18 protein-coding genes and 1 tRNA gene are annotated in these 18,842 nt (G+C 34.8%); 9 read left to right on the top strand and 10 right to left on the bottom strand.

What is annotated here, in order from left to right; translation table 11 throughout:
- Nucleotides 1-110: 110 nt before the first annotated feature.
- Nucleotides 111-2,381: a 5-methyltetrahydropteroyltriglutamate--homocysteine S-methyltransferase gene (metE, locus tag RHO11_09125; protein ID WVD60654.1), complete on the top strand. Its 2,271-nt coding sequence runs from the start codon at nucleotides 111-113 to the stop codon at nucleotides 2,379-2,381.
- Nucleotides 2,382-2,395: 14 nt separating this feature from the next.
- On the top strand, nucleotides 2,396-3,274 hold the full coding sequence (gene metF, locus RHO11_09120; GenBank protein ID WVD60653.1) for a methylenetetrahydrofolate reductase [NAD(P)H]: 879 nt from the start codon (nucleotides 2,396-2,398) through the stop codon (nucleotides 3,272-3,274).
- A gap of 114 nt (nucleotides 3,275-3,388) precedes the next feature.
- Here metF and RHO11_09115 read toward each other — a convergent pair.
- Nucleotides 3,389-3,465, bottom strand: a tRNA-Met gene (locus tag RHO11_09115).
- 247 nt (nucleotides 3,466-3,712) lie between these two features.
- Between RHO11_09115 and sltY the strand changes: the two genes are divergently transcribed.
- Nucleotides 3,713-5,671, top strand: coding sequence for a murein transglycosylase (gene sltY, locus RHO11_09110; protein WVD60652.1), 1,959 nt, complete (start codon nucleotides 3,713-3,715; stop codon nucleotides 5,669-5,671).
- A gap of 35 nt (nucleotides 5,672-5,706) precedes the next feature.
- Nucleotides 5,707-5,988, top strand: a complete 282-nt coding sequence (trpR, locus tag RHO11_09105) for a trp operon repressor (protein WVD60651.1) — start codon at nucleotides 5,707-5,709, stop codon at nucleotides 5,986-5,988.
- A 24-nt stretch (nucleotides 5,989-6,012) separates the two neighbouring features.
- Here trpR and robA read toward each other — a convergent pair whose 3' ends face one another.
- The 3 genes from robA to RHO11_09090 form a co-directional block, all read right to left on the bottom strand.
- Nucleotides 6,013-6,924: an MDR efflux pump AcrAB transcriptional activator RobA gene (gene robA, locus RHO11_09100; GenBank protein ID WVD62877.1), complete on the bottom strand. Its 912-nt coding sequence runs from the start codon at nucleotides 6,922-6,924 to the stop codon at nucleotides 6,013-6,015.
- Between the two features lie 95 nt (nucleotides 6,925-7,019).
- Nucleotides 7,020-7,601 (bottom strand): Fe-S biogenesis protein NfuA, encoded by a 582-nt coding sequence (nfuA, locus tag RHO11_09095; protein WVD60650.1) that lies wholly within the window; start codon nucleotides 7,599-7,601, stop codon nucleotides 7,020-7,022.
- Nucleotides 7,602-7,689: 88 nt separating this feature from the next.
- Nucleotides 7,690-8,358 carry a phosphoribosyltransferase family protein gene (locus tag RHO11_09090; GenBank protein ID WVD60649.1) on the bottom strand — a complete coding sequence of 223 codons (669 nt, stop codon included), beginning with the start codon at nucleotides 8,356-8,358 and terminating at the stop codon, nucleotides 7,690-7,692.
- A gap of 249 nt (nucleotides 8,359-8,607) precedes the next feature.
- Between RHO11_09090 and RHO11_09085 the strand changes: the two genes are divergently transcribed.
- Nucleotides 8,608-9,087: a peptidylprolyl isomerase gene (locus tag RHO11_09085; protein ID WVD62876.1), complete on the top strand. Its 480-nt coding sequence runs from the start codon at nucleotides 8,608-8,610 to the stop codon at nucleotides 9,085-9,087.
- Between the two features lie 32 nt (nucleotides 9,088-9,119).
- Here RHO11_09085 and pepB read toward each other — a convergent pair whose 3' ends face one another.
- Nucleotides 9,120-10,406 (bottom strand): aminopeptidase PepB, encoded by a 1,287-nt coding sequence (gene pepB, locus RHO11_09080; GenBank protein ID WVD60648.1) that lies wholly within the window; start codon nucleotides 10,404-10,406, stop codon nucleotides 9,120-9,122.
- 177 nt (nucleotides 10,407-10,583) lie between these two features.
- On the opposite strand from pepB, the gene RHO11_09075 reads away from it, so the two are divergent.
- Together RHO11_09075 and ftnA are read left to right on the top strand one after the other, a co-directional pair.
- Nucleotides 10,584-11,369 carry a tyrosine-protein phosphatase gene (locus RHO11_09075; protein WVD60647.1) on the top strand — a complete coding sequence of 262 codons (786 nt, stop codon included), beginning with the start codon at nucleotides 10,584-10,586 and terminating at the stop codon, nucleotides 11,367-11,369.
- 84 nt (nucleotides 11,370-11,453) lie between these two features.
- Nucleotides 11,454-11,975, top strand: coding sequence for a non-heme ferritin (ftnA, locus tag RHO11_09070; protein ID WVD60646.1), 522 nt, complete (start codon nucleotides 11,454-11,456; stop codon nucleotides 11,973-11,975).
- A 50-nt stretch (nucleotides 11,976-12,025) separates the two neighbouring features.
- Here ftnA and RHO11_09065 read toward each other — a convergent pair whose 3' ends face one another.
- Nucleotides 12,026-12,925, bottom strand: coding sequence for a LysR family transcriptional regulator ArgP (locus tag RHO11_09065; protein ID WVD60645.1), 900 nt, complete (start codon nucleotides 12,923-12,925; stop codon nucleotides 12,026-12,028).
- A gap of 174 nt (nucleotides 12,926-13,099) precedes the next feature.
- On the opposite strand from RHO11_09065, the gene rpiA reads away from it, so the two are divergent.
- Entirely contained in the window at nucleotides 13,100-13,759 is a 660-nt protein-coding gene (gene rpiA, locus RHO11_09060; GenBank protein ID WVD60644.1) for a ribose-5-phosphate isomerase RpiA, read from the top strand.
- A gap of 46 nt (nucleotides 13,760-13,805) precedes the next feature.
- Complete coding sequence (gene serA, locus RHO11_09055) at nucleotides 13,806-15,047, top strand: phosphoglycerate dehydrogenase (GenBank protein WVD60643.1); 1,242 nt, start codon at nucleotides 13,806-13,808, stop codon at nucleotides 15,045-15,047.
- 53 nt (nucleotides 15,048-15,100) lie between these two features.
- Here the strand turns inward: serA and RHO11_09050 are convergent, their stop codons facing one another.
- From RHO11_09050 to RHO11_09035, 4 genes are read right to left on the bottom strand one after another with little or no spacing between them, the layout of a single operon-like run.
- The gene (locus RHO11_09050; protein WVD60642.1) at nucleotides 15,101-15,907 is read right to left on the bottom strand and encodes a gluconate 5-dehydrogenase; all 807 of its coding nucleotides are present in this window, start codon (nucleotides 15,905-15,907) and stop codon (nucleotides 15,101-15,103) included.
- Between the two features lie 28 nt (nucleotides 15,908-15,935).
- Complete coding sequence (gene kduI / locus RHO11_09045) at nucleotides 15,936-16,772, bottom strand: 5-dehydro-4-deoxy-D-glucuronate isomerase (protein ID WVD60641.1); 837 nt, start codon at nucleotides 16,770-16,772, stop codon at nucleotides 15,936-15,938.
- Nucleotides 16,773-16,832: 60 nt separating this feature from the next.
- Entirely contained in the window at nucleotides 16,833-17,801 is a 969-nt protein-coding gene (kdgT, locus tag RHO11_09040; GenBank protein ID WVD60640.1) for a 2-keto-3-deoxygluconate transporter, read from the bottom strand.
- Nucleotides 17,802-17,838: 37 nt separating this feature from the next.
- Nucleotides 17,839-18,603 carry an IclR family transcriptional regulator gene (locus RHO11_09035; GenBank protein WVD60639.1) on the bottom strand — a complete coding sequence of 255 codons (765 nt, stop codon included), beginning with the start codon at nucleotides 18,601-18,603 and terminating at the stop codon, nucleotides 17,839-17,841.
- Nucleotides 18,604-18,842 lie beyond the last annotated feature (239 nt).

Below are 18,842 nucleotides of genomic sequence, written 5' to 3'. Positions count from 1 at the left end.
ATATAAATAAAAACTATATCAAACAATAAAAAAATAGAATTATTCAATACCCTGTTTTTTTGCTATCTTCAAATAAGACAAAATTTAACCAGTTAATTGAGGAAATCAACATGACTACATCTGTTATTGGCTATCCACGAATCGGTAAACTTCGCGAATTAAAATTCACTATTGAGGCCTATTTTAAAGGTGAGAAAACAGCTACAGAATTATTACAACTTGCTAAAACGCTTCGAGCAACCCATTGGCAACAACAAGTAGATAATAAAATTACCTATATCTCTTCTAATGATTTCTCATTTTATGATGCCGTGCTTGATACCGCAGCATTACTTAATATGATTCCAAAACGTTATCAACAACTATCACTACCTGAACTTGATCAGTATTTTGCAATGGCTCGTGGCTATCAAGGTGAGAAAGGTGACGTGCATGCCCTTGCAATGAAAAAATGGTTTAATACCAATTACCACTATTTGGTTCCTGAAATTGAAGAAACTACCAATATTAAACTTACTGGTACAAAACCATTCGATGAATATTTAGAAGCTAAACAGTTAGGTATTGAGACAAAACCGGTCATCGTTGGACCACTGACATTTTTAAAATTAGCAAAATTACCAGCAGGGAAAACCTATCAACAGTACCAATCTGCAATTATTACTGCTTATCAAGAGATCATCGCTAAATTTGCACAACTTGGTACACAATGGTTACAAATAGATGAGCCGATTTTAGTTACCGATTTAAGTAAACAAGATATTCAATCTTTTGAACAGATCTATCAAGCATTGCTACCAACTAAAGGGAAGTTAAATATTCTATTACAAACCTATTTTGGTGATATTAGAGATTGTTACCCAAATGTAACAGCACTCCCATTTGACGGTATTGGTATCGATTTTGTTGAAGGTAAAGAGTCGCTAAAATTATTACAACAACATGGCTTTCCAGCGGATAAAATTTTATTTGCAGGGGTAATTAATGGTAAAAATATTTGGCGTAATAATTATGCTAAAACATTAGCTGTACTTGATACCATTAAAACTAAAGCATCTAAAATTGTTATCAATACATCTTGTTCCCTTTTACATGTGCCTTATACCTTACAAAATGAGACTAAGCTGACGATAGCCCAAAAAGCCTATTTCACATTTGCACAAGAAAAACTACAAGAACTAACAGAACTTGGCCAATTGGTTGACAACTCGCAGCGCACAGATCATGCAGCTTATAAAACTAACCAAACTCTGTTTACACGTGAGCGTGAAGGAACAAATAATACCATTCGTCAAAAAGTTGCAGCATTAACCAAACAAGACTTTGTTCGTTTACCTGAATTTAATCAACGTGAAACAATTCAGAAACAAGCCCTTAATTTACCTTTATTACCAACAACGACAATTGGTTCATTCCCACAAACCAGTGATGTACGTTTGAATCGTTCGAAATTTAAAAAAGGTGAAATAAATCTAGCTCAATATACTGAATTTAATAAACAAAAAATAGCTGAGTGTATTAAATTACAAGAACAAATTGGCCTAGATGTCTTAGTTCATGGCGAATTTGAACGTAATGATATGGTGGAATATTTTGGTGAAAGCTTGAATGGTTTTGTCTTTACTGAAAAAGCTTGGGTACAATCTTATGGTACACGCTGCGTTAAACCACCAATTGTTTGGGGAGATATCTCACGCTCAAAACCAATTACAGTTGAGTATTCACAATATGCTCAAAGTGTTACAGATAAACCAGTGAAAGGCATGTTAACTGGACCGGTGACTATTTTAAATTGGTCTTTCCCGCGTGAGGATATTAGTAACAAAGATTCTGTATTCCAAATTGGCCTCGCTATCGCCGATGAAGTACTTGATTTAGAAGCAGCTGGAATCAATATTATTCAAATTGATGAAGCCGCACTAAAAGAGAAATTACCTCTACGTAAAGCAGATTGGCATAGTGAATATTTGGATTGGGCAATTCCCGCTTTCCGTTTAGTACATAGCAAAGTGAAAGCAGAAACCCAGATTCACACTCATATGTGTTACAGCGAATTTACCGATATTATTAAAGAGATCGACCAAATGGATGCTGATGTAATCTCATTTGAAGCTTCACGTTCAAACTTAGAGATTATTGATGTTCTAAAAGCGAATAACTTTAAAACGAAAGTCGGTCCGGGTGTTTATGATATTCATTCACCAAGAGTTCCTTCTATTGATGAAATCCGCAAAACAATTGAAAAATTGTTGACTAAAATTGACCAAAAGAAACTTTGGATTAATCCAGATTGTGGACTTAAGACTCGTGGTGAAAAAGAGGTTGTTGCTAGCTTAATTAATTTAGTGAAAGCAACGCAGGAAGTGCGTTCAGAGCTGTAATTTGGAGCAATAGCATGAAAACAAACCAACTATTTAAAGATAAAACAGTATTATCTTTTGAGGTTTTCCCGCCAAGGAAAACCTCCCCTTTAGAATCAATTTATGGCACGCTTCGAGAACTGGGTAACTTAAAACCAGATTTTATCAGCGTCACTTATGGTGCTGGAGGTAGTTTAAATGGAGAAACAACGATTAATATCGCTCATGCGGTAAAACACACCTACGGTATTGAGAGTGTGGCACATCTACCTTGTATTCATTTTACTAAAGATGAAATTAAGTCAATACTAACTGAATTAAAGTTTGCTGGAGTGCAAAATGTTTTAGCACTTAGAGGTGATATCACACTAGAATGGCAACCCAAAAAAGATTTCCATTATGCCAGTGAACTTGTTTCATTTATTAAAGAAAATGGTGATTTTAATATTATTGGAGCATGTTATCCGGAAGGACATACTGAAGTTGAAACAGTTAAACAAGACCTGATCAATCTAAAAGAGAAAGTGGATGCTGGAACCAATCAACTCATTTCACAACTCTTTTTTGATAATGACTACTTTTATACTTTCCGTGATAAAGCGGCTGATATGGGGATTCATGTCCCAATTGAAGCAGGGATAATGCCAGTAATCAATAAAAAACAGATAGAAAAAATGGTGTCTATTTGTGGCGTGAACTTACCAAAAAAATTTAAACAGATGATGGACAAATATGAACATCACCCTGAGGCATTTCGCGATGCGGGTATCGCTTATGCGATAGATCAAATTGTCGACTTAGTTTCACAAGGGGTTGATGGCGTTCATTTATATACAATGAATAATTCATTAATTGCAAGGCGGATTAATGAAGCCGTTGCCTCATTATTTACGGTTCCCAGAACACTTAACTAGGGTGCTTAACTGCATCCTATTTACATTACAGGGGGAGTAATAATCACGATTAGCTAATCGCAACAAAATGTAATATTAATTGAATTTAAATAGTGAATAACAAGACAAGAAAATTGGTTGCGGGGGCTGGATTTGAACCAACGACCTTCGGGTTATGAGCCCGACGAGCTACCAAGCTGCTCCACCCCGCGTCAGAGAGGTGCTTATCATATATCATAAAAAAAAGATTGCAACTATTATTCACCATCATTTGATAAAATAAACCTAAAATAAGTTACTCTGCGTAATAATTAAACAGAATAATAGGAATATATTCAATATCACTTTTAAGCAATAAAAGCTGCCATCAATTTAAGTCAATTAAGATCAATGTTAAACATTTTCAGATATGCTAGACTAATGGCGTCACTTCCACTACCTGTATTGAGAAGACTATACATGAAGTTTAAAACTGTATTATTAGGGTTTATCTGTTATTTTTTAAGCACAACAAGCTATGCAACTAATTTAGTTCTTGATAAGTTACGAACTCGTTTTGATAACTGGCAAAATACCTACTTATCATTAACTGACAGTGAACAGAAACAATTGCTTGATGAGTTAAAGGAATACCCTTTATATCCTTACGCACAATATCAGTATTTCATGGCACATATCGATACAGCGACACCAAAAGAAATTAATCAATTTGTTACTCAAAATCGTGACTTTTCTTTGGCAACGCCCTTAATCCAAAATTATTTACAAGAACAGACCAAACGTAAACAGTGGAGTAATATTCTTGCGTTAGAAATTGATAGTTCTATCGCATCTCAATGCCGCTATCAATATGCGCTATTTCAGCAAGGTCAAAAAGAGGCAGCATTAAAACCAATTAAAGATATTTGGCTATCAGGAAATGATTTATCATCGGCTTGTGACCCTATATTTGCAGAATGGAGTAAATCAAGTGATAAAACAGCCAATACCATTTTGCAAAGAATTGAACTCAGCCTACAAAAGAATAATATTAGGCTAGCAAGTTATTTAACAGCTCAGCTTCCTGATAACTATAAAACAATTAAAAAGAACTTAATTGCACTTTATAATAATCCTAAAACACTACCCGATTTCGCTAAAAATATTTCGCCAAGTGCCTTTAGTAAAAAAGTGGTGACATTATCCTTTGCCCGTTTTGCAAACGCGGATGCAGATAAGGCTAAAGCGCAGATCCCAGCCTTAGTAAAAGAACAAAAATTAAGTAAAAGTGATGAAGAAGCAATGTATAGAATCATTGCGAGTAATTATTTTAAAGATTCAGCAACCGATGAACAAGTTCAGTGGCGAGAACAATTTATTGCTCAAGATCGCAGTACATCATTAGTTGAGCGACAAATTCGGCTCGCTTTAAAAACAGCGAATATTGATAGCCTTGCTTATTGGCTAAACCTTTTGTCAAAAGAAGATAGCTTAAAAGATGAATGGCAATATTGGCGAGCGGTAGTACTACTTAATGATAAACATGAGCAAGAAGCCAATAAAATCCTAAACTCATTAATCAATAGTCGCGGCTTTTATGCCATGTATAGCGCCCAAAAATTGAACAAACCTTACCAATTCAATTTTGATTATCCCGTTATTATTAGCGAAAAGTCACCTCAAAAAGAGTTATCTTTATTGCAAAAAAAATATGAGAATGACAAAGTCATTCAGCGTATTGCGGAGCTCCACTTTTGGCAAATGCGTTCAGAAGCAACAAAAGAGTGGCGCAACTATTTATATACTGATACAGCAAATAAGCAATATGCCGAGCTTGCCCGTTATACCTATAATATGGGATGGGGAGAACACAGTATTCAAGCCACGATTGCCGGAAAGCTTTGGGATAATTGGCTAGAGCGTTTTCCAATTGTGTACCCAGATGTATTTAAAGAGTCATTAACAGAAAAAGCCATTCCACTTTCTTATACTCTAGCTATTACAAGGCAAGAGAGTGCTCTTGATGCGACAGTTCAGTCACCAGCCGGAGCCCGTGGATTAATGCAGCTAATGCCAGGAACAGCCAAAGATAGTGCTAAGAAAATTGCTAATTTTAATTATACTTCCGCAGATCAACTCTATGATCCGACAGTGAATATTGCATTGGGAACTTACTATTTAAATTATGCTTATCAAACATTTGATAATAACCGAATATTATCATCGGCAGCCTATAATGCTGGGCCCAACCGAGTGAATCGATGGTTACAAGATACTAGCGGTAAACTAGATGCAGTTGCATTTATTGAAAGCATTCCTTTTACAGAAACACGAAATTATGTTAAAAGTGTACTAGTTTATGATTACATTTACGCAGAGATATTGGGAAATAAACCCAAAGCAATCTTACATGATAACGAAATAAATTATAAATACTAAATATATTGTCTAACAAAACTTTGGAAGAAAATACTATGCTAGAAGATGATTGGCAAAAAACAGTCGCATTTTTGTATCAAGCATTTGAAGATAACCATCAACTTGATATTTTTAAGTTACTTCTAACTACGGATGAACGAAGTTCTCTCATTACTCGAGTGAAAATAGTTAAAGCACTACTTGAGGGGAAAGTGAATCAACGTCAACTCAAAGAGCAATTAGGCATTGGTATTGCAACTATCACCCGCGGTTCTAACTCCCTAAAAGAGGTTTCCCCTGAATTTAAATTATGGTTAGAAGAAAAGTTATTAAAATAAATAAGGAGCCGATTGGCTCCTTATTTATTTTGTATCTTGAGGTGTATCTTTTAAAATAACCGGTATACAGTAATCACATTCAAAAGTTCTGATATCCATTACATCACTCAATGGTGTTAAATTACTGTGGTTATAATGGATCTCTATAACATCAGCTAAACGTAATTTTACATTTAACATAGAAATAGCTTCTAAATAAATCTGTGAAACAAATGCAGAAAGCCCAGTTGGTGGTCCAATATATTTAAAACAAACATATAACCCGCCATGACAAGTGTATTGTTGTGCATTTTCAATAATATTATTATCTTCTATAGCAATCGTATAAAATATTTGTTGCTCATCAAGATTATCTTTATCATTATAACGTCGCGTAAAAGAGTAAACTTTGTCTGGTAATGCAGCGTTATTTTTGAAATATTTAGCTAAATAGTCAACAAAAAATTGTCCTCTTAAAATTGCATTATGTTGTAATAATTCATTCAAAGAGCAGTTATTTTTATATGTGATACCCCAAAAAGCTTTCTCAGGAAAATTGACAAAACTAGGCTCTGGTAATTTTAACTGAGTTTTATTCAGTTCAATCGGAGGCATTAACCCAGAAGGATCCCACAACTCTTTACGTCGATAGGTTGCAGGCGTCACATTAAATTGTTTTTTAAAGGATCGAGTGAATGTTTGCTGCGAATCAAATCGATATTGCATTGCAATATCTAAAATCGGTTTACTCGTTAACTTAAGTGCCAATGCGGCATGAGTTAGACGTCTATTACGAATATAAGTACCTAAGATTTGACCTGTGACTTTTTTAAACATGCGCTGTAAATGCCATTTAGAGTAGCCAGATTTTTCAGCGACATGATCAATAGATAAAGGCTGTTCTAAATTTTTTTCAATCCAAAGAATAAGATCAGAAATAATATTGGCCTGATTCATCATAATGCTCAATTATCCATAATATTCAGTCACACGTTTCGCGATTATGCCGTAAATTTAGGCATAATCAAAGGAAAATGTGATTTTTTTTGTATCTAATAATATGAATGAGAGCCTGATTGATGATCTGTCAAATCGCGAACACCTGATAACTCTGGAAACTCAGCTAATAGTTGTTTTTCAATACCTTCTTTTAACGTTACATCAACCATTGAACAACCATTACAACCACCACCGAATTGTAAAATAACACACTTGTCTTCCGTAATCTCAACTAAGCTAACATTACCACCATGGCTCGCTAATTGTGGATTAATCTGAGACTGTATCATGTAGTTTACTCGTTCAATTAACGGCGCATCATCTGCAACTTTTTTCATTTTTGCATTAGGGGCTTTTAATGTTAACTGAGAACCTAATTCATCCGTGACGAAATCAATCACAGCTTCTTCTAAAAACGGCGCACTAATTTCATCAATATAAATTGAGAAATCTTCATTTTTCTCTTCAATATCAGATGGTTCAACAGAGTCAGGTGGACAATAGGAGACACCACACTCAGCCGTCACGGTTCCTGGGTTCATAACAAAAACACGGATTTGAGTACCTTCTGGTTGATTACTTAATAACTTTTTAAAATGAGCTCTAGCTGCATCATTAATAGTAATAATTGACATATTTATCTCACTTCTATCTGAGAAATCCTAAAAAAACTGGATAATAGTTGACTTTATTTATCAATTATTATAAAGCTTGTTTTAGCTTTTACAAGCGTGTACGACATAAACAGAGTATTTGAATATGTAAAGAACCCTGTTGCTTTAATTTTTTACTCACTTCATTAACCGTATGGCCTGTAGTCACAACATCATCTACAACAGCAATTGTTTTTCCTGTCAGATCCTCATCGCAAGAAAAAATATCACTGACATTCATAGCCCTTTGTGACTTTGATAATAATTTTTGTTCTGTTCTACTGACATTTCGCTTAATAAGATACGGCTGAAAATCCGCCCCTAACCAATAAGCAATTGGTTTTGCTAATAAAGCAGATTGATTATAGCCTCTCGACCAATAACGTTTTTTATATAATGGAACACAAGTAACAATATCAGGCTTAACTAGTCCCGAACTTTGTCTAATTTGATACCAAGATAGAAAAATTAATCGTGCTAAGGCATAAGATATAGCGGTTCTATTATTGGATTTCAATTGATAAATGAGATGTTTAAAAGGCCATGAATAGTCAGAAAATGCAGTTAGCACCTGCCAGTTTGGCTTAAAAGTGATACAGTGAGAACATAATTTATTTTTTGGTGCAATCGGCAAACCGCAGACCGTGCAAACAGATAGAGAGATTGCAGACAACTTCAAGCATTGACTACAAATACCCCAAGGTAGATTAAGTGGTAAATGACATAAAAGGCAGTTCAAAATATCCCCATTTCATCCAAAATGTAAATTATAATAAAATCAAATAATTATATTAAAAACAGTAAAAAACTATGCGATATAATACAAAATTTATACAAAGGTTTTTCATATTAGTACGATTATTCGTTATAATGCATCGCTTAAAAACACTAACCGAAGGAAAGTTGAGTGAATAAGGTTAAAATTTTATTATTGACTGCAGGATTATCGTTTTTTTCAACATTTGCACTAGCTGATAGCAAGGTACTCATGGAAACCAGCTTAGGGAAAATTGAAATTGAACTCGATACTAAAAATGCACCAATTACAACACAAAATTTCTTAGATTATGTAAACAGTGGATATTATGATGGATTAATTTTTCATCGCGTTATCCCACAATTTATGATTCAAGGTGGTGGTGCGGATAGTGAACTAAATTTTAAAGCGACTAATCCACCGATTCAAAACGAAGCGAATAACGGTTTAAAAAATGATCGTGGTACCATTGCAATGGCAAGAACTCCAGCTGTTGATAGTGCAACAAGTCAATTTTTTATTAATGTAGCAGATAATGATTCTTTAAATTATAAATCCCCTGCTAACTATGGTTATGCTGTTTTTGGTAAAGTAATCAATGGGATGGATGTGGTCGATAAAATAGTTAATGTTGAAACCGATAGAAAAGGTCCTCATGCTAACGTTCCTGTCGATCCAATTTATATTATTAAGGCATCCGTTGTTGAATAATCCAGAGTAAAAAAGCGCATAACGCGCTTTTTTTATTTGAGTGTCATCAATAGATTTGCTAACGATCTTACACCAATTCCGGTTGCACCCGTTGCCCATAAGGCTGTTGCACTTTTACGATATGTGGCCGAGCAATCAATGTGTAACCAATTCTTTTTATAATTTTTGATAAAATAAGATAAAAATGCTGCTGCCGTACTTGCGCCTGCAGTATTTGGTAAGCCTGAATTCGCTATATCAGCAAAGGACGATGGAAATTGTCCACGATGAAATTCGGCTAGAGGCAGTTGCCAAAATGCTTCATGCTCACTATCAGCACACTGTAATAACTGTTTAGCAAAAGCGTCATCAAACGATAATAATGACTGATAATCATTACCTACCGCCATTTTTGCTGCCCCTGTTAAGGTTGCACAATCAATGATATATTTTGGTTTATCCATATCAGCAGAGAGTAAACCATCGGCTAGCACCAATCGACCTTCTGCATCGGTATTTTCAATTTCTACACTGACTTTGTTTCGATAATGAATAATATCGCCTAATTTAAAAGCATTACCACTGACTAAATTATCCGCACAGCAGACATACAGTTTAATGCGCTGCTTTACACCTCGAGTGATAGCTAAGGCTAATGCTCCAGTAACTAAAGCCGCTCCGCCCATATCAGAACGCATCGATTCCATATAGCTACTTGGTTTTAAACTATACCCACCAGAATCAAATGTAATTCCTTTGCCCACTAAACTGACACACACGGGAGCATTTGCATCTTTTGTCGGATTATAGTCCAATTCTAATAGTACGGGCGGACGAACAGAGCCTTTACCAACCGTATAAATGCCCATATAGTCCTTATCCTTTAACTCTTCACCCGCAATAAATTGATATTTGATATCTGCAGAAAGTGAAGTCAATAGATCAACGCAATATTCGGCAAGTTGCATTGGACTTTGCTCTTCAGCCGGTTGATTGATAACATTACGAGTCCAATCAATAATTTGTAAGCGATACTGTAATTCTTGTTTATCACTTTTACTCAATTTGGGCCACGTGATTTTTGCTGTTTGATAGGTTTTAGGATGACGATAACCAAGCCAAAAATGCCAAGCTGACTCAAGATCCCAATCATCACCCTCTAACTTAAGGCTATATATTCCCTGAGCTTCGATTTTTCGACCCGCTCTCTGAATCGCACCCAAGCGATGATCTGTTTTGTAATGAATCGTAATAGCACTATCTGAATAGCTTAGTAAAGCAGACTTACCCCATTGTTCACCAGGGGCTTCATGTGATAAAAAAATCGATATTTTAGGCATAATGACGCGTTCCAATTAAAATTGTATGTACCTTTATATGCTGATAAAGATGAATTTTCAAGTCATTAATCAAGATTATATCGTTAGATAGAAGAGAACATGAACAAACTTTATCCCTTTGTCATGATGAAAATTAAGTGATAATCTAACCAAAAATTAATAATAAAAAGAGGGATCATGATGTCAGCTTTATCGCCACATATTGTACCAATAAAAAATGGTATCAATTTTCGAGATCTTGGTGGAATAAAAACTAAAGATGGTCGAAAAATTCGCCCAGGATTACTGTTTCGTTCTGGTGACTTCTCCTCCATAACACCATCTGAACAAGATTTTATTGCAAAACAACTCAATTTGACACATGTCCTTGATTATCGAGATAAAACAGAATCGCAATTAAAACCGGATAACCTATGGCACCAAGCGCAATACTATAATGTTCCCGCAAATCCGTTGAGTGACGATGTTACAGCAACATTAACAAAAGAGTTAATCAATGCTAATGCGCTAAAAAAACAAGCCCCAGTCGACTTTATGATTAAGCTATATCAATTATTACCTTTTAATAATCCAGCTTATCATACGCTGACCAATTTATTACTAAATAACAATGGTCAATCTATTGTACAGCACTGTGCAATCGGTAAAGACAGAACGGGTGTTGGGGTCGCATTGACGCTATTTATTTTAGGTGCAGATGAACAAACCGTGATGAATGATTATCTATTATCGGATCAACTTTTAGGACCTTATCGAGAAAAAATATTTGCTAGTCATAATATCCCGTTAGTACCCGAAGAACTTGAACAGCGAAAACAAATTTTTGCAGCAAAAGAAATTTATTTACAATCGGCTATTGATGCAATTAAAGATAGGCATCAAACAATTAATCAATGGCTTGAAAATGAGTATCAATTAACAGATCAAAAACGACACATCATTCAAAATTACTATTTAGTATGATGAAATTAATTTAAATATATACTTAATATAGCAGTAACTATATTGTAGTAACTCAGCTTATGCTAATAATACGGGAGCAATACTATGTTAACGAAAGAAATGACACAAAAATTAAATGATCAACTTAATCTAGAATTTTATTCATCTAATCTTTATCTACAGATGAGCGCTTGGTGTGATGATCAAAACTTTTCAACTTTTGCACGTTTCCTACGCGAACATGCAAAAGAAGAATTAAATCATATGCAACGTTTATTTGATTACGTTCTAGACTGTGGCTCTCTACCAATTGTTGGAAAAATAGACGCTCCAGAAATAGAGTTTAATTCATTAAGTGAAGTATTTAACAAAGCTTATACTCATGAAATAAAAATAAGTAAATCAATTAATAATCTGGTTGATTATGCTTTAACAAATAAAGACTATGCGACCTTCCAATTTTTACAATGGTATGTTGCTGAGCAGCATGAAGAAGAGAAATTATTCAAAACAATTAAAGACAAATTAGAATTAGTTGGGACAAACAAACGCGATCTATTTTTTATGGATAAAGATTTTACGCAAGTTCTTTCTGAATCAGGATTACTTACCAACAACAATCCTTAATACTACGGTCTATTTAATCAATTAGAGGCTGTTAAACAGCCTCTTTGCTTTTATTGTTCCGGTTGCCATAAAATATTTTTAACATAGTTTATGATTGTTTCTGAAATATTTTGCATCATGCTACTTTCAGGAGCGAAACGATGCCAATAAAGCATTCTACGTTGAAACAAGCCTTCCGTTAAGTTAACTAATTCACCACTTTGTAGCTCTTTTTCAACTTGTAAAATAGGTAGCATACAACAAGCATTACCTTGTTTAGCTAGCTGTACAAAGGCCTCTGATGAACTGGTAATATGGCAAACGACACTACCTGGTGCCAAATTGAAGTTCTCATTCAAAAACATCTGATGCATATCATCCAAATGATCAAAAGCAACGGCTGGCGCTTTCATTAAAGTTGAACGAGTAACGCCATTTGGAAAATAACGTTTAGCAAAATCAGGAGAAGCAACAAAAATATAATCTAGTGCACCAAGCCTATCAGATAAGCAACCAGGTAATGGTAACTCTTGAATACTAATAGCACCAACGACCGTACCTAAGCGCAATAAATCTAACGTGTGTTCTTCATCTTTAACAATAATATCAAATCGTAAATTATTTTTATCCAACACAGGTTTTAGTGCCGGTAATAGCCATGTTGCTAAAGAGTCAGCATTAACAGCAATAGAAAGTAAAAGTGGCGTTGCATTATGATCATTATCACCTAACCATTGCTGTTCAAGTAATTCGACCTGATGCAATAATCCTAAAAGATGTTCGCCTTGTTTAGTTGCCTTGGGTGGAATAGTCCTAACAAGTAACTGCTGACCAAAAAAGCTTTCCAACTGTTTAATACGTTGCGATACAGCGGGTTGCGTTATACACAATTTATCCGCTGCACGTTCAAACCCGCGCTCTTTTATCACGGCATCCAATGCTTGTAATGCTCTATAATCTGGACGTTTCATAGTTATCTATATAGTTATCTAATAATTTTTGATTAATTTTATGGTTGAGATATTAATTTATTTTATCAAAATCATAATGATTTTTACTTTTTAATTGGTTACTATGCCATATATTAAATTATTTTGCTTTTAAAATTTTTCTTTTTTGTGAAGAATAAATCAAAGGGATCGTCAATGACTCAAGATGAACTAAAAAAAGCCGTAGGATTTGCTGCTCTCAAATTTGTTAGACCTAAAACTATTGTAGGTGTTGGAACAGGCTCTACGGCCTCTCACTTTATTGATGCATTAGCTACAATTAAAGATGATATTATAGGAGCCGTCTCAAGTTCTGAAGCCTCAACAAAAAAATTAAAAGCTTACGGAATTCCTATTTTTGATTGTAATGATGTAGATAGTTTAGATATTTATGTTGATGGTGCAGACGAAATTAATCATCAAATGCAGATGATCAAAGGCGGTGGTGCAGCATTAACAAGAGAAAAAATTATTTCAGCTATCAGTAAACAGTTTATCTGTATTGCTGATGAGTCAAAAGTCGTCAATACACTTGGAAAATTTCCTTTACCTATCGAAGTAATACCAATGGCTCGTTCCTATGTTGCTCGAGAACTATTTAAACTTGGCGGTAAACCAATATATCGTGAAGGCGTTATTACTGATAATGGCAACGTTATTTTGGATATTCATGATTTGATGATTCCTAATGCAGTAGAATTAGAAAATAAAATTAATAATATTGCTGGTGTTGTCACTGTTGGATTATTTGCCAACCGCGGTGCTAATGTTGCCCTAATTGGTACTGCAAATGGCGTTAAAGAGATTATCAAATAGTCTGTTAGAAAACCAAATTATGTCACTAATCTAAAGAGAGGATAAAATGGTAGTTCAAGCATTAACCAAAGATGAAAATAAATTTTTATTACTAGAAGGCGTTCACCCTAGTGCAGTAGAAATTTTGAAATCATCCGGTTATCACAACATTGAGTACCACAAAGGTGCTCTGGATAAAGAAGAGTTAAAACTTGCAATAAAAGATGCCCGCTTTATTGGAATTCGATCCAGAACCCAACTATCCAAAGAGATTATTGATGCAGCACCCAAACTTGCGGGTATTGGCTGCTTTTGTATTGGTACAAATCAGGTAGATTTAGTCTCTGCTGCAAAAAAAGGAATCCCTGTTTTTAATGCACCATTTTCAAATACTCGCTCAGTTGCTGAATTAGTCTTGGCTGAAATTATTTTATTATTTAGACGAGTTCCAGAAGCAAATGCACAGGCACATTTAGGTAAGTGGAATAAAATAGCAACCGGTTCTCATGAAGCAAGAGGTAAACGACTAGGAATTATTGGTTATGGACATATCGGTAGTCAACTAAGCGTTCTTGCTGAATCACTAGGAATGAAAGTTTATTTCTATGATATAGAGACTAAATTACCGCTCGGAAATGCGAAGCAGATGCCGACATTACGCTCATTACTCGAAAAATGCGATGTTATTTCCCTACATGTCCCTGAAAATTCAACAACGCTTAATATGATTAGTAAAACAGAATTAAATATGATGAAACCTAATTCAATTTTACTAAATGCTTCTCGCGGAACAACGATCGATCTCGATGCATTAGCACAAGCGCTGGAAAGTAAACATCTAGCTGGAGCTGCAATTGATGTATTCCCAACGGAGCCGGCAAGTAATAGTGAACCATTTACATCGCCATTATGCAAATTCGATAACGTCATTATTACACCACATATTGGTGGTTCAACAATTGAAGCACAGGAAAATATAGGTGTTGAAGTTGCGACTAAATTAGCTAAATATTCTGATACCGGTTCTACTTTAAGTGCCGTCAATTTCCCAGAAGTATCTTTACCAACACCAAGTAAAGGGGGAAGTCGATTCCTTAATATTCATAAGAATCAGCCAGGGGCGTTAACAGCCATCAATACATTGTTTGCCTCAAGAGGATTAAATATTGCTGCTCAATATTTACAAACAATGCCAGAAGTAGGCTATGTGGTCATTGATATTGATAATGTCGATTTTAGCAAGGCAGAAGAGGTTCTTGCTGAATTAAAAAATGTCCCAGGAACAATTAGAGCCAGATTATTATTCTAAAATTAAAAATCCCCATTATGGGGATTTTTTCATCAATAATACCGTATTGATAATTATGGCTGTTTGCCGATATAAGCTAAAATACCACCATCAACATAAAGAATGTGACCATTCACAAAGTTAGAAGCATCTGATGCTAAAAAGACAGCAGCTCCAGCAAGATCTTCAGCATTCCCCCAACGAGCAGCAGGTGTTTTAGCTATAATGAATTGATCAAACGGATGACGAGAACCATCAGCTTGTTTTTCTCGTAATGGTGCAGTTTGTGGTGTAGCAATATACCCAGGCCCAATCCCATTACATTGAATATTAGCATGACCAAATTCAGAACAGATATTTTTGGTCAGCATTTTTAAGCCACCCTTAGCTGAAGCATAACCGACAACAGTTTCGCGACCTAATTCACTCATCATTGAACAGATATTGATAATTTTGCCATGACCCTTTTTAATCATTGATGGCAACACAGCTTTTGCCATAATAAATTGCCCAGTCAAATCAATATCGATAATTTTTCGATAGTCCTCTACTGAAGTTTCAAGCATTGGCGTACGTTGAATAATTCCAGCATTATTAACTAAAATATCCACTACACCAACATCTTGTTCTATCTGTTTGATACCTTTTATAACACTTTGCTCATCGGTGATATCAAATAAATATCCATGAGCATCAATCCCTTCGTCTTTATATGCAGCTAAACCTTTTGCTAGATTCTCTTTTGATACATCATTAAAAACAATTTTTGCACCAGCCTGACTTAATGAAGAAGCAATAGCAAATCCAATACCATAAGATGCACCAGTAACAAGTGCAACCTTACCTTTTAAAGAAAACTGATTTAAAATATTTTGTGACATAATTTTACTCCACTTCGTCGTCTAGTAATTAGCGAATATCAAGCATTTTGATATGATCCATATCATCATATGTTAAATTCTCACCAATCATTCCCCAAATAAAAGTATAACGTTTGGTACCAACACCAGAATGGATAGACCAACTTGGCGAGATAACAGCTTGTTCATTATGCATGACAATATGTCTAGTCTCTTGAGGTTTGCCCATCATATGGAAAACAATCGTATCTTCATCCATATCAAAATAGAAATAGACTTCCATGCGACGTTCATGAGTATGACATGGCATTGAATTCCAGTTACTTCCTTCCTCTAAACGGGTCATCCCCATACTGAGTTGACATGTTTCAACTGCATCAGGAACCAGATATTTGCAAATAGTTCGCTTATTACATGTTTCTAAACTGCCCATCTCTTGTTTAATCGCATCATTTTGGGTTATTACTTTTGTTTTTAATACCGCATGGGCAGGGGCACTGTTATAGTAAAGTTTAGCGGGTTTTTTAGGATCAACACTAGCAAATTCAACATTTCTAGAACCTTTACTAATATAAATCGCTTCTTTACTGCGTACTTGATACACCACACCATCAACAGTAACAGTTGCATCACCACCAATATTAATTGCGCCAAACTCCCTTCGTTCTAAGAAATAACTGACACCAAATTGTTTACCAACTTCATCACTAATAGATACTTTCTTTGCAACCGGCATAATGCCACCAACAACAATACGATCTATATGGCTATAAACCATCGTATATTGATCTGCTTCAAAAATTTTCTCGATCAAAAACTCTTTTCTTAATCCTTCAGTATCGAGTTGTTTAGCGTGATCGCTATGAATGCTTTGTCTTATATCCACAATAATTACCTCTATAATAAAACGGTTAACATAAAAATATTAAGTTCAATCTATTTGCGATTAAGTATTACTCACTTTATTGGTACCGAAACGTTTAGCCCAAAGAGAGGTTAAAACCGGTACCACAATAGACGTCACAATAACACTCGTTGCAACAAGCGCTGTCGCAGCTGGCGCAATAGGCTTAAATTCAGGCGCCATTTCACCAATTAACATCGGTGTAGCAACTGCAGCACCAGCAGTACTTGATGCACCAATACCCGCTGTACCATTACCACCGCCTAAAAATTTATCAGCTAAAATTAATGGAATACCGGTAATAACAATAACACCTAAACCAAGAAGAATACCGGCTAAACCTGTATGAGCAATAACTTGTAAATTGATACCATTACCTAAAGCAAATGCAAAGAACGGAATAAGTGTTTGTACTGCACCACCAAACATTTTTCGTAAATCTGGATCAAGATTACCTAATAGGAATCCAATTAAAAAAGGTAATACAGCACCGACAAATAATTGCGGTTCAAATGTTGCAATACCAGAAGCACCAAGGATAACCATCGTCATTAATGGTCCTGATTCTAATGACATAAGAACGAAAGCACCGGCTTCTTCTTTAGATCCATATTGATTCATTAATGCAGCATATAATCCACCATTAGTCATATCCATTGATGCAACTAAAGCAAGTACTGAAATACCAGCAAAAATACCACCTTCAACCATATAGCCATGAGTCCAAAATGTACCAGCAATAAGAGCAACAACCCAAGCAGTAGCAATTTTAGTTAAAACTAATACACCTGATTTTCTTAGCATTGCCCCTGTTGCTTTTAACTCGATAGATGCCCCCATACAGAAAAACCAAACAGCTAAAATAGGAACAGTTCCTTTAATTAATCCGTTACTAAATGAGCCTAAATAAGCTCCCGCATTAGGAAAAAAAGTATTGCACAGAGCCCCTAAAAATAAAGGAACCAACATCAACCCACCAGGAATTTTATCTATCGTTTTTTTAATTTGCATATATTTCCCTCTATTTTATTATTAAATAATTGAAATTTTATCGGTGATTAACTGCATCTGATATTTTTTTACATGTCGCTAATAAGTTGTTTAAATGTTGCTGTTTTTTGCCATTTTCATACTGAGACTGCATACCATTAATACCTAATGCAGCAATAACATTACCCTCTGCATTATAAATTGGTGCTGCAATACAACAGATTTCAGTGATATCCTCCCCATCATCTATAGCCCATCCTTGCTTTTTAACTAGTTTTAAATGTTCTAAAAAATCGTCTTTATTGGTTATTGTTTTTTCTGTACGTTTTTCAAAATTACAATCAGCTAATATCTCTTCTATTTGAGTTTCAGGTAGCCATGCCAGTAACACTTTCCCTAATGCCATACGATTAAAAATAATTTTTTTACCTTCCCAGGAAGTTCTTACAATCGCTTGAGGAGATTCAACTTTACTAAGGAAAAAACCGCTATTACCATCTAAAATACCCAAATGACTAGTTAATTTCGTCAAATTGACAAGTTCATGCATGAACACAATTGCCTCTTTGCGCAAATCAAGGTTTTTAATAGATAACCCACCTAATTCAAATAGACGTAATCCTAAAACATAGCGACCATCCGCTCTTTGACGTAAAAATTGCGAGCTCGTTAACACATCTAGTAAATGAAATGTGCTACTCTTTGGAATTGAAAGCTCTTTGCAGATTTCAGTAAAACTGGCATCTTCATTGTTAGCAATGTAGTTTAAAATTGAAATTAATCTGACGGCTGCGGGAGCCTTGCTATTTGATAAATCGCTCATAGTTCTATATATAAAACATTTTGTTCTGTATTTAGAACTATACTAACAAAAGGAATTAAAATAATATTTGAGTTAGATCACAAAATAGATAAAATGTGTATAAAAAATATAAAATGGTTGTATAAAAAAGATAAGATAAGCGATATTAGATATAGAAGATGAGTAAAAAAATAAATTAAAACAATATATTGTATTATTTAAATATAAAAAAACCACTCCTTAATGGAGTGGTTAGTGCT

This window comes from Orbaceae bacterium BiB (assembly GCA_036251205.1).
Taxonomy (GTDB): domain Bacteria; phylum Pseudomonadota; class Gammaproteobacteria; order Enterobacterales; family Orbaceae; genus Orbus; species Orbus mooreae.
The sequence above is the reverse complement of the archived record's forward strand: the minus strand, read 5'-3'. Positions and strand labels throughout refer to the sequence as shown.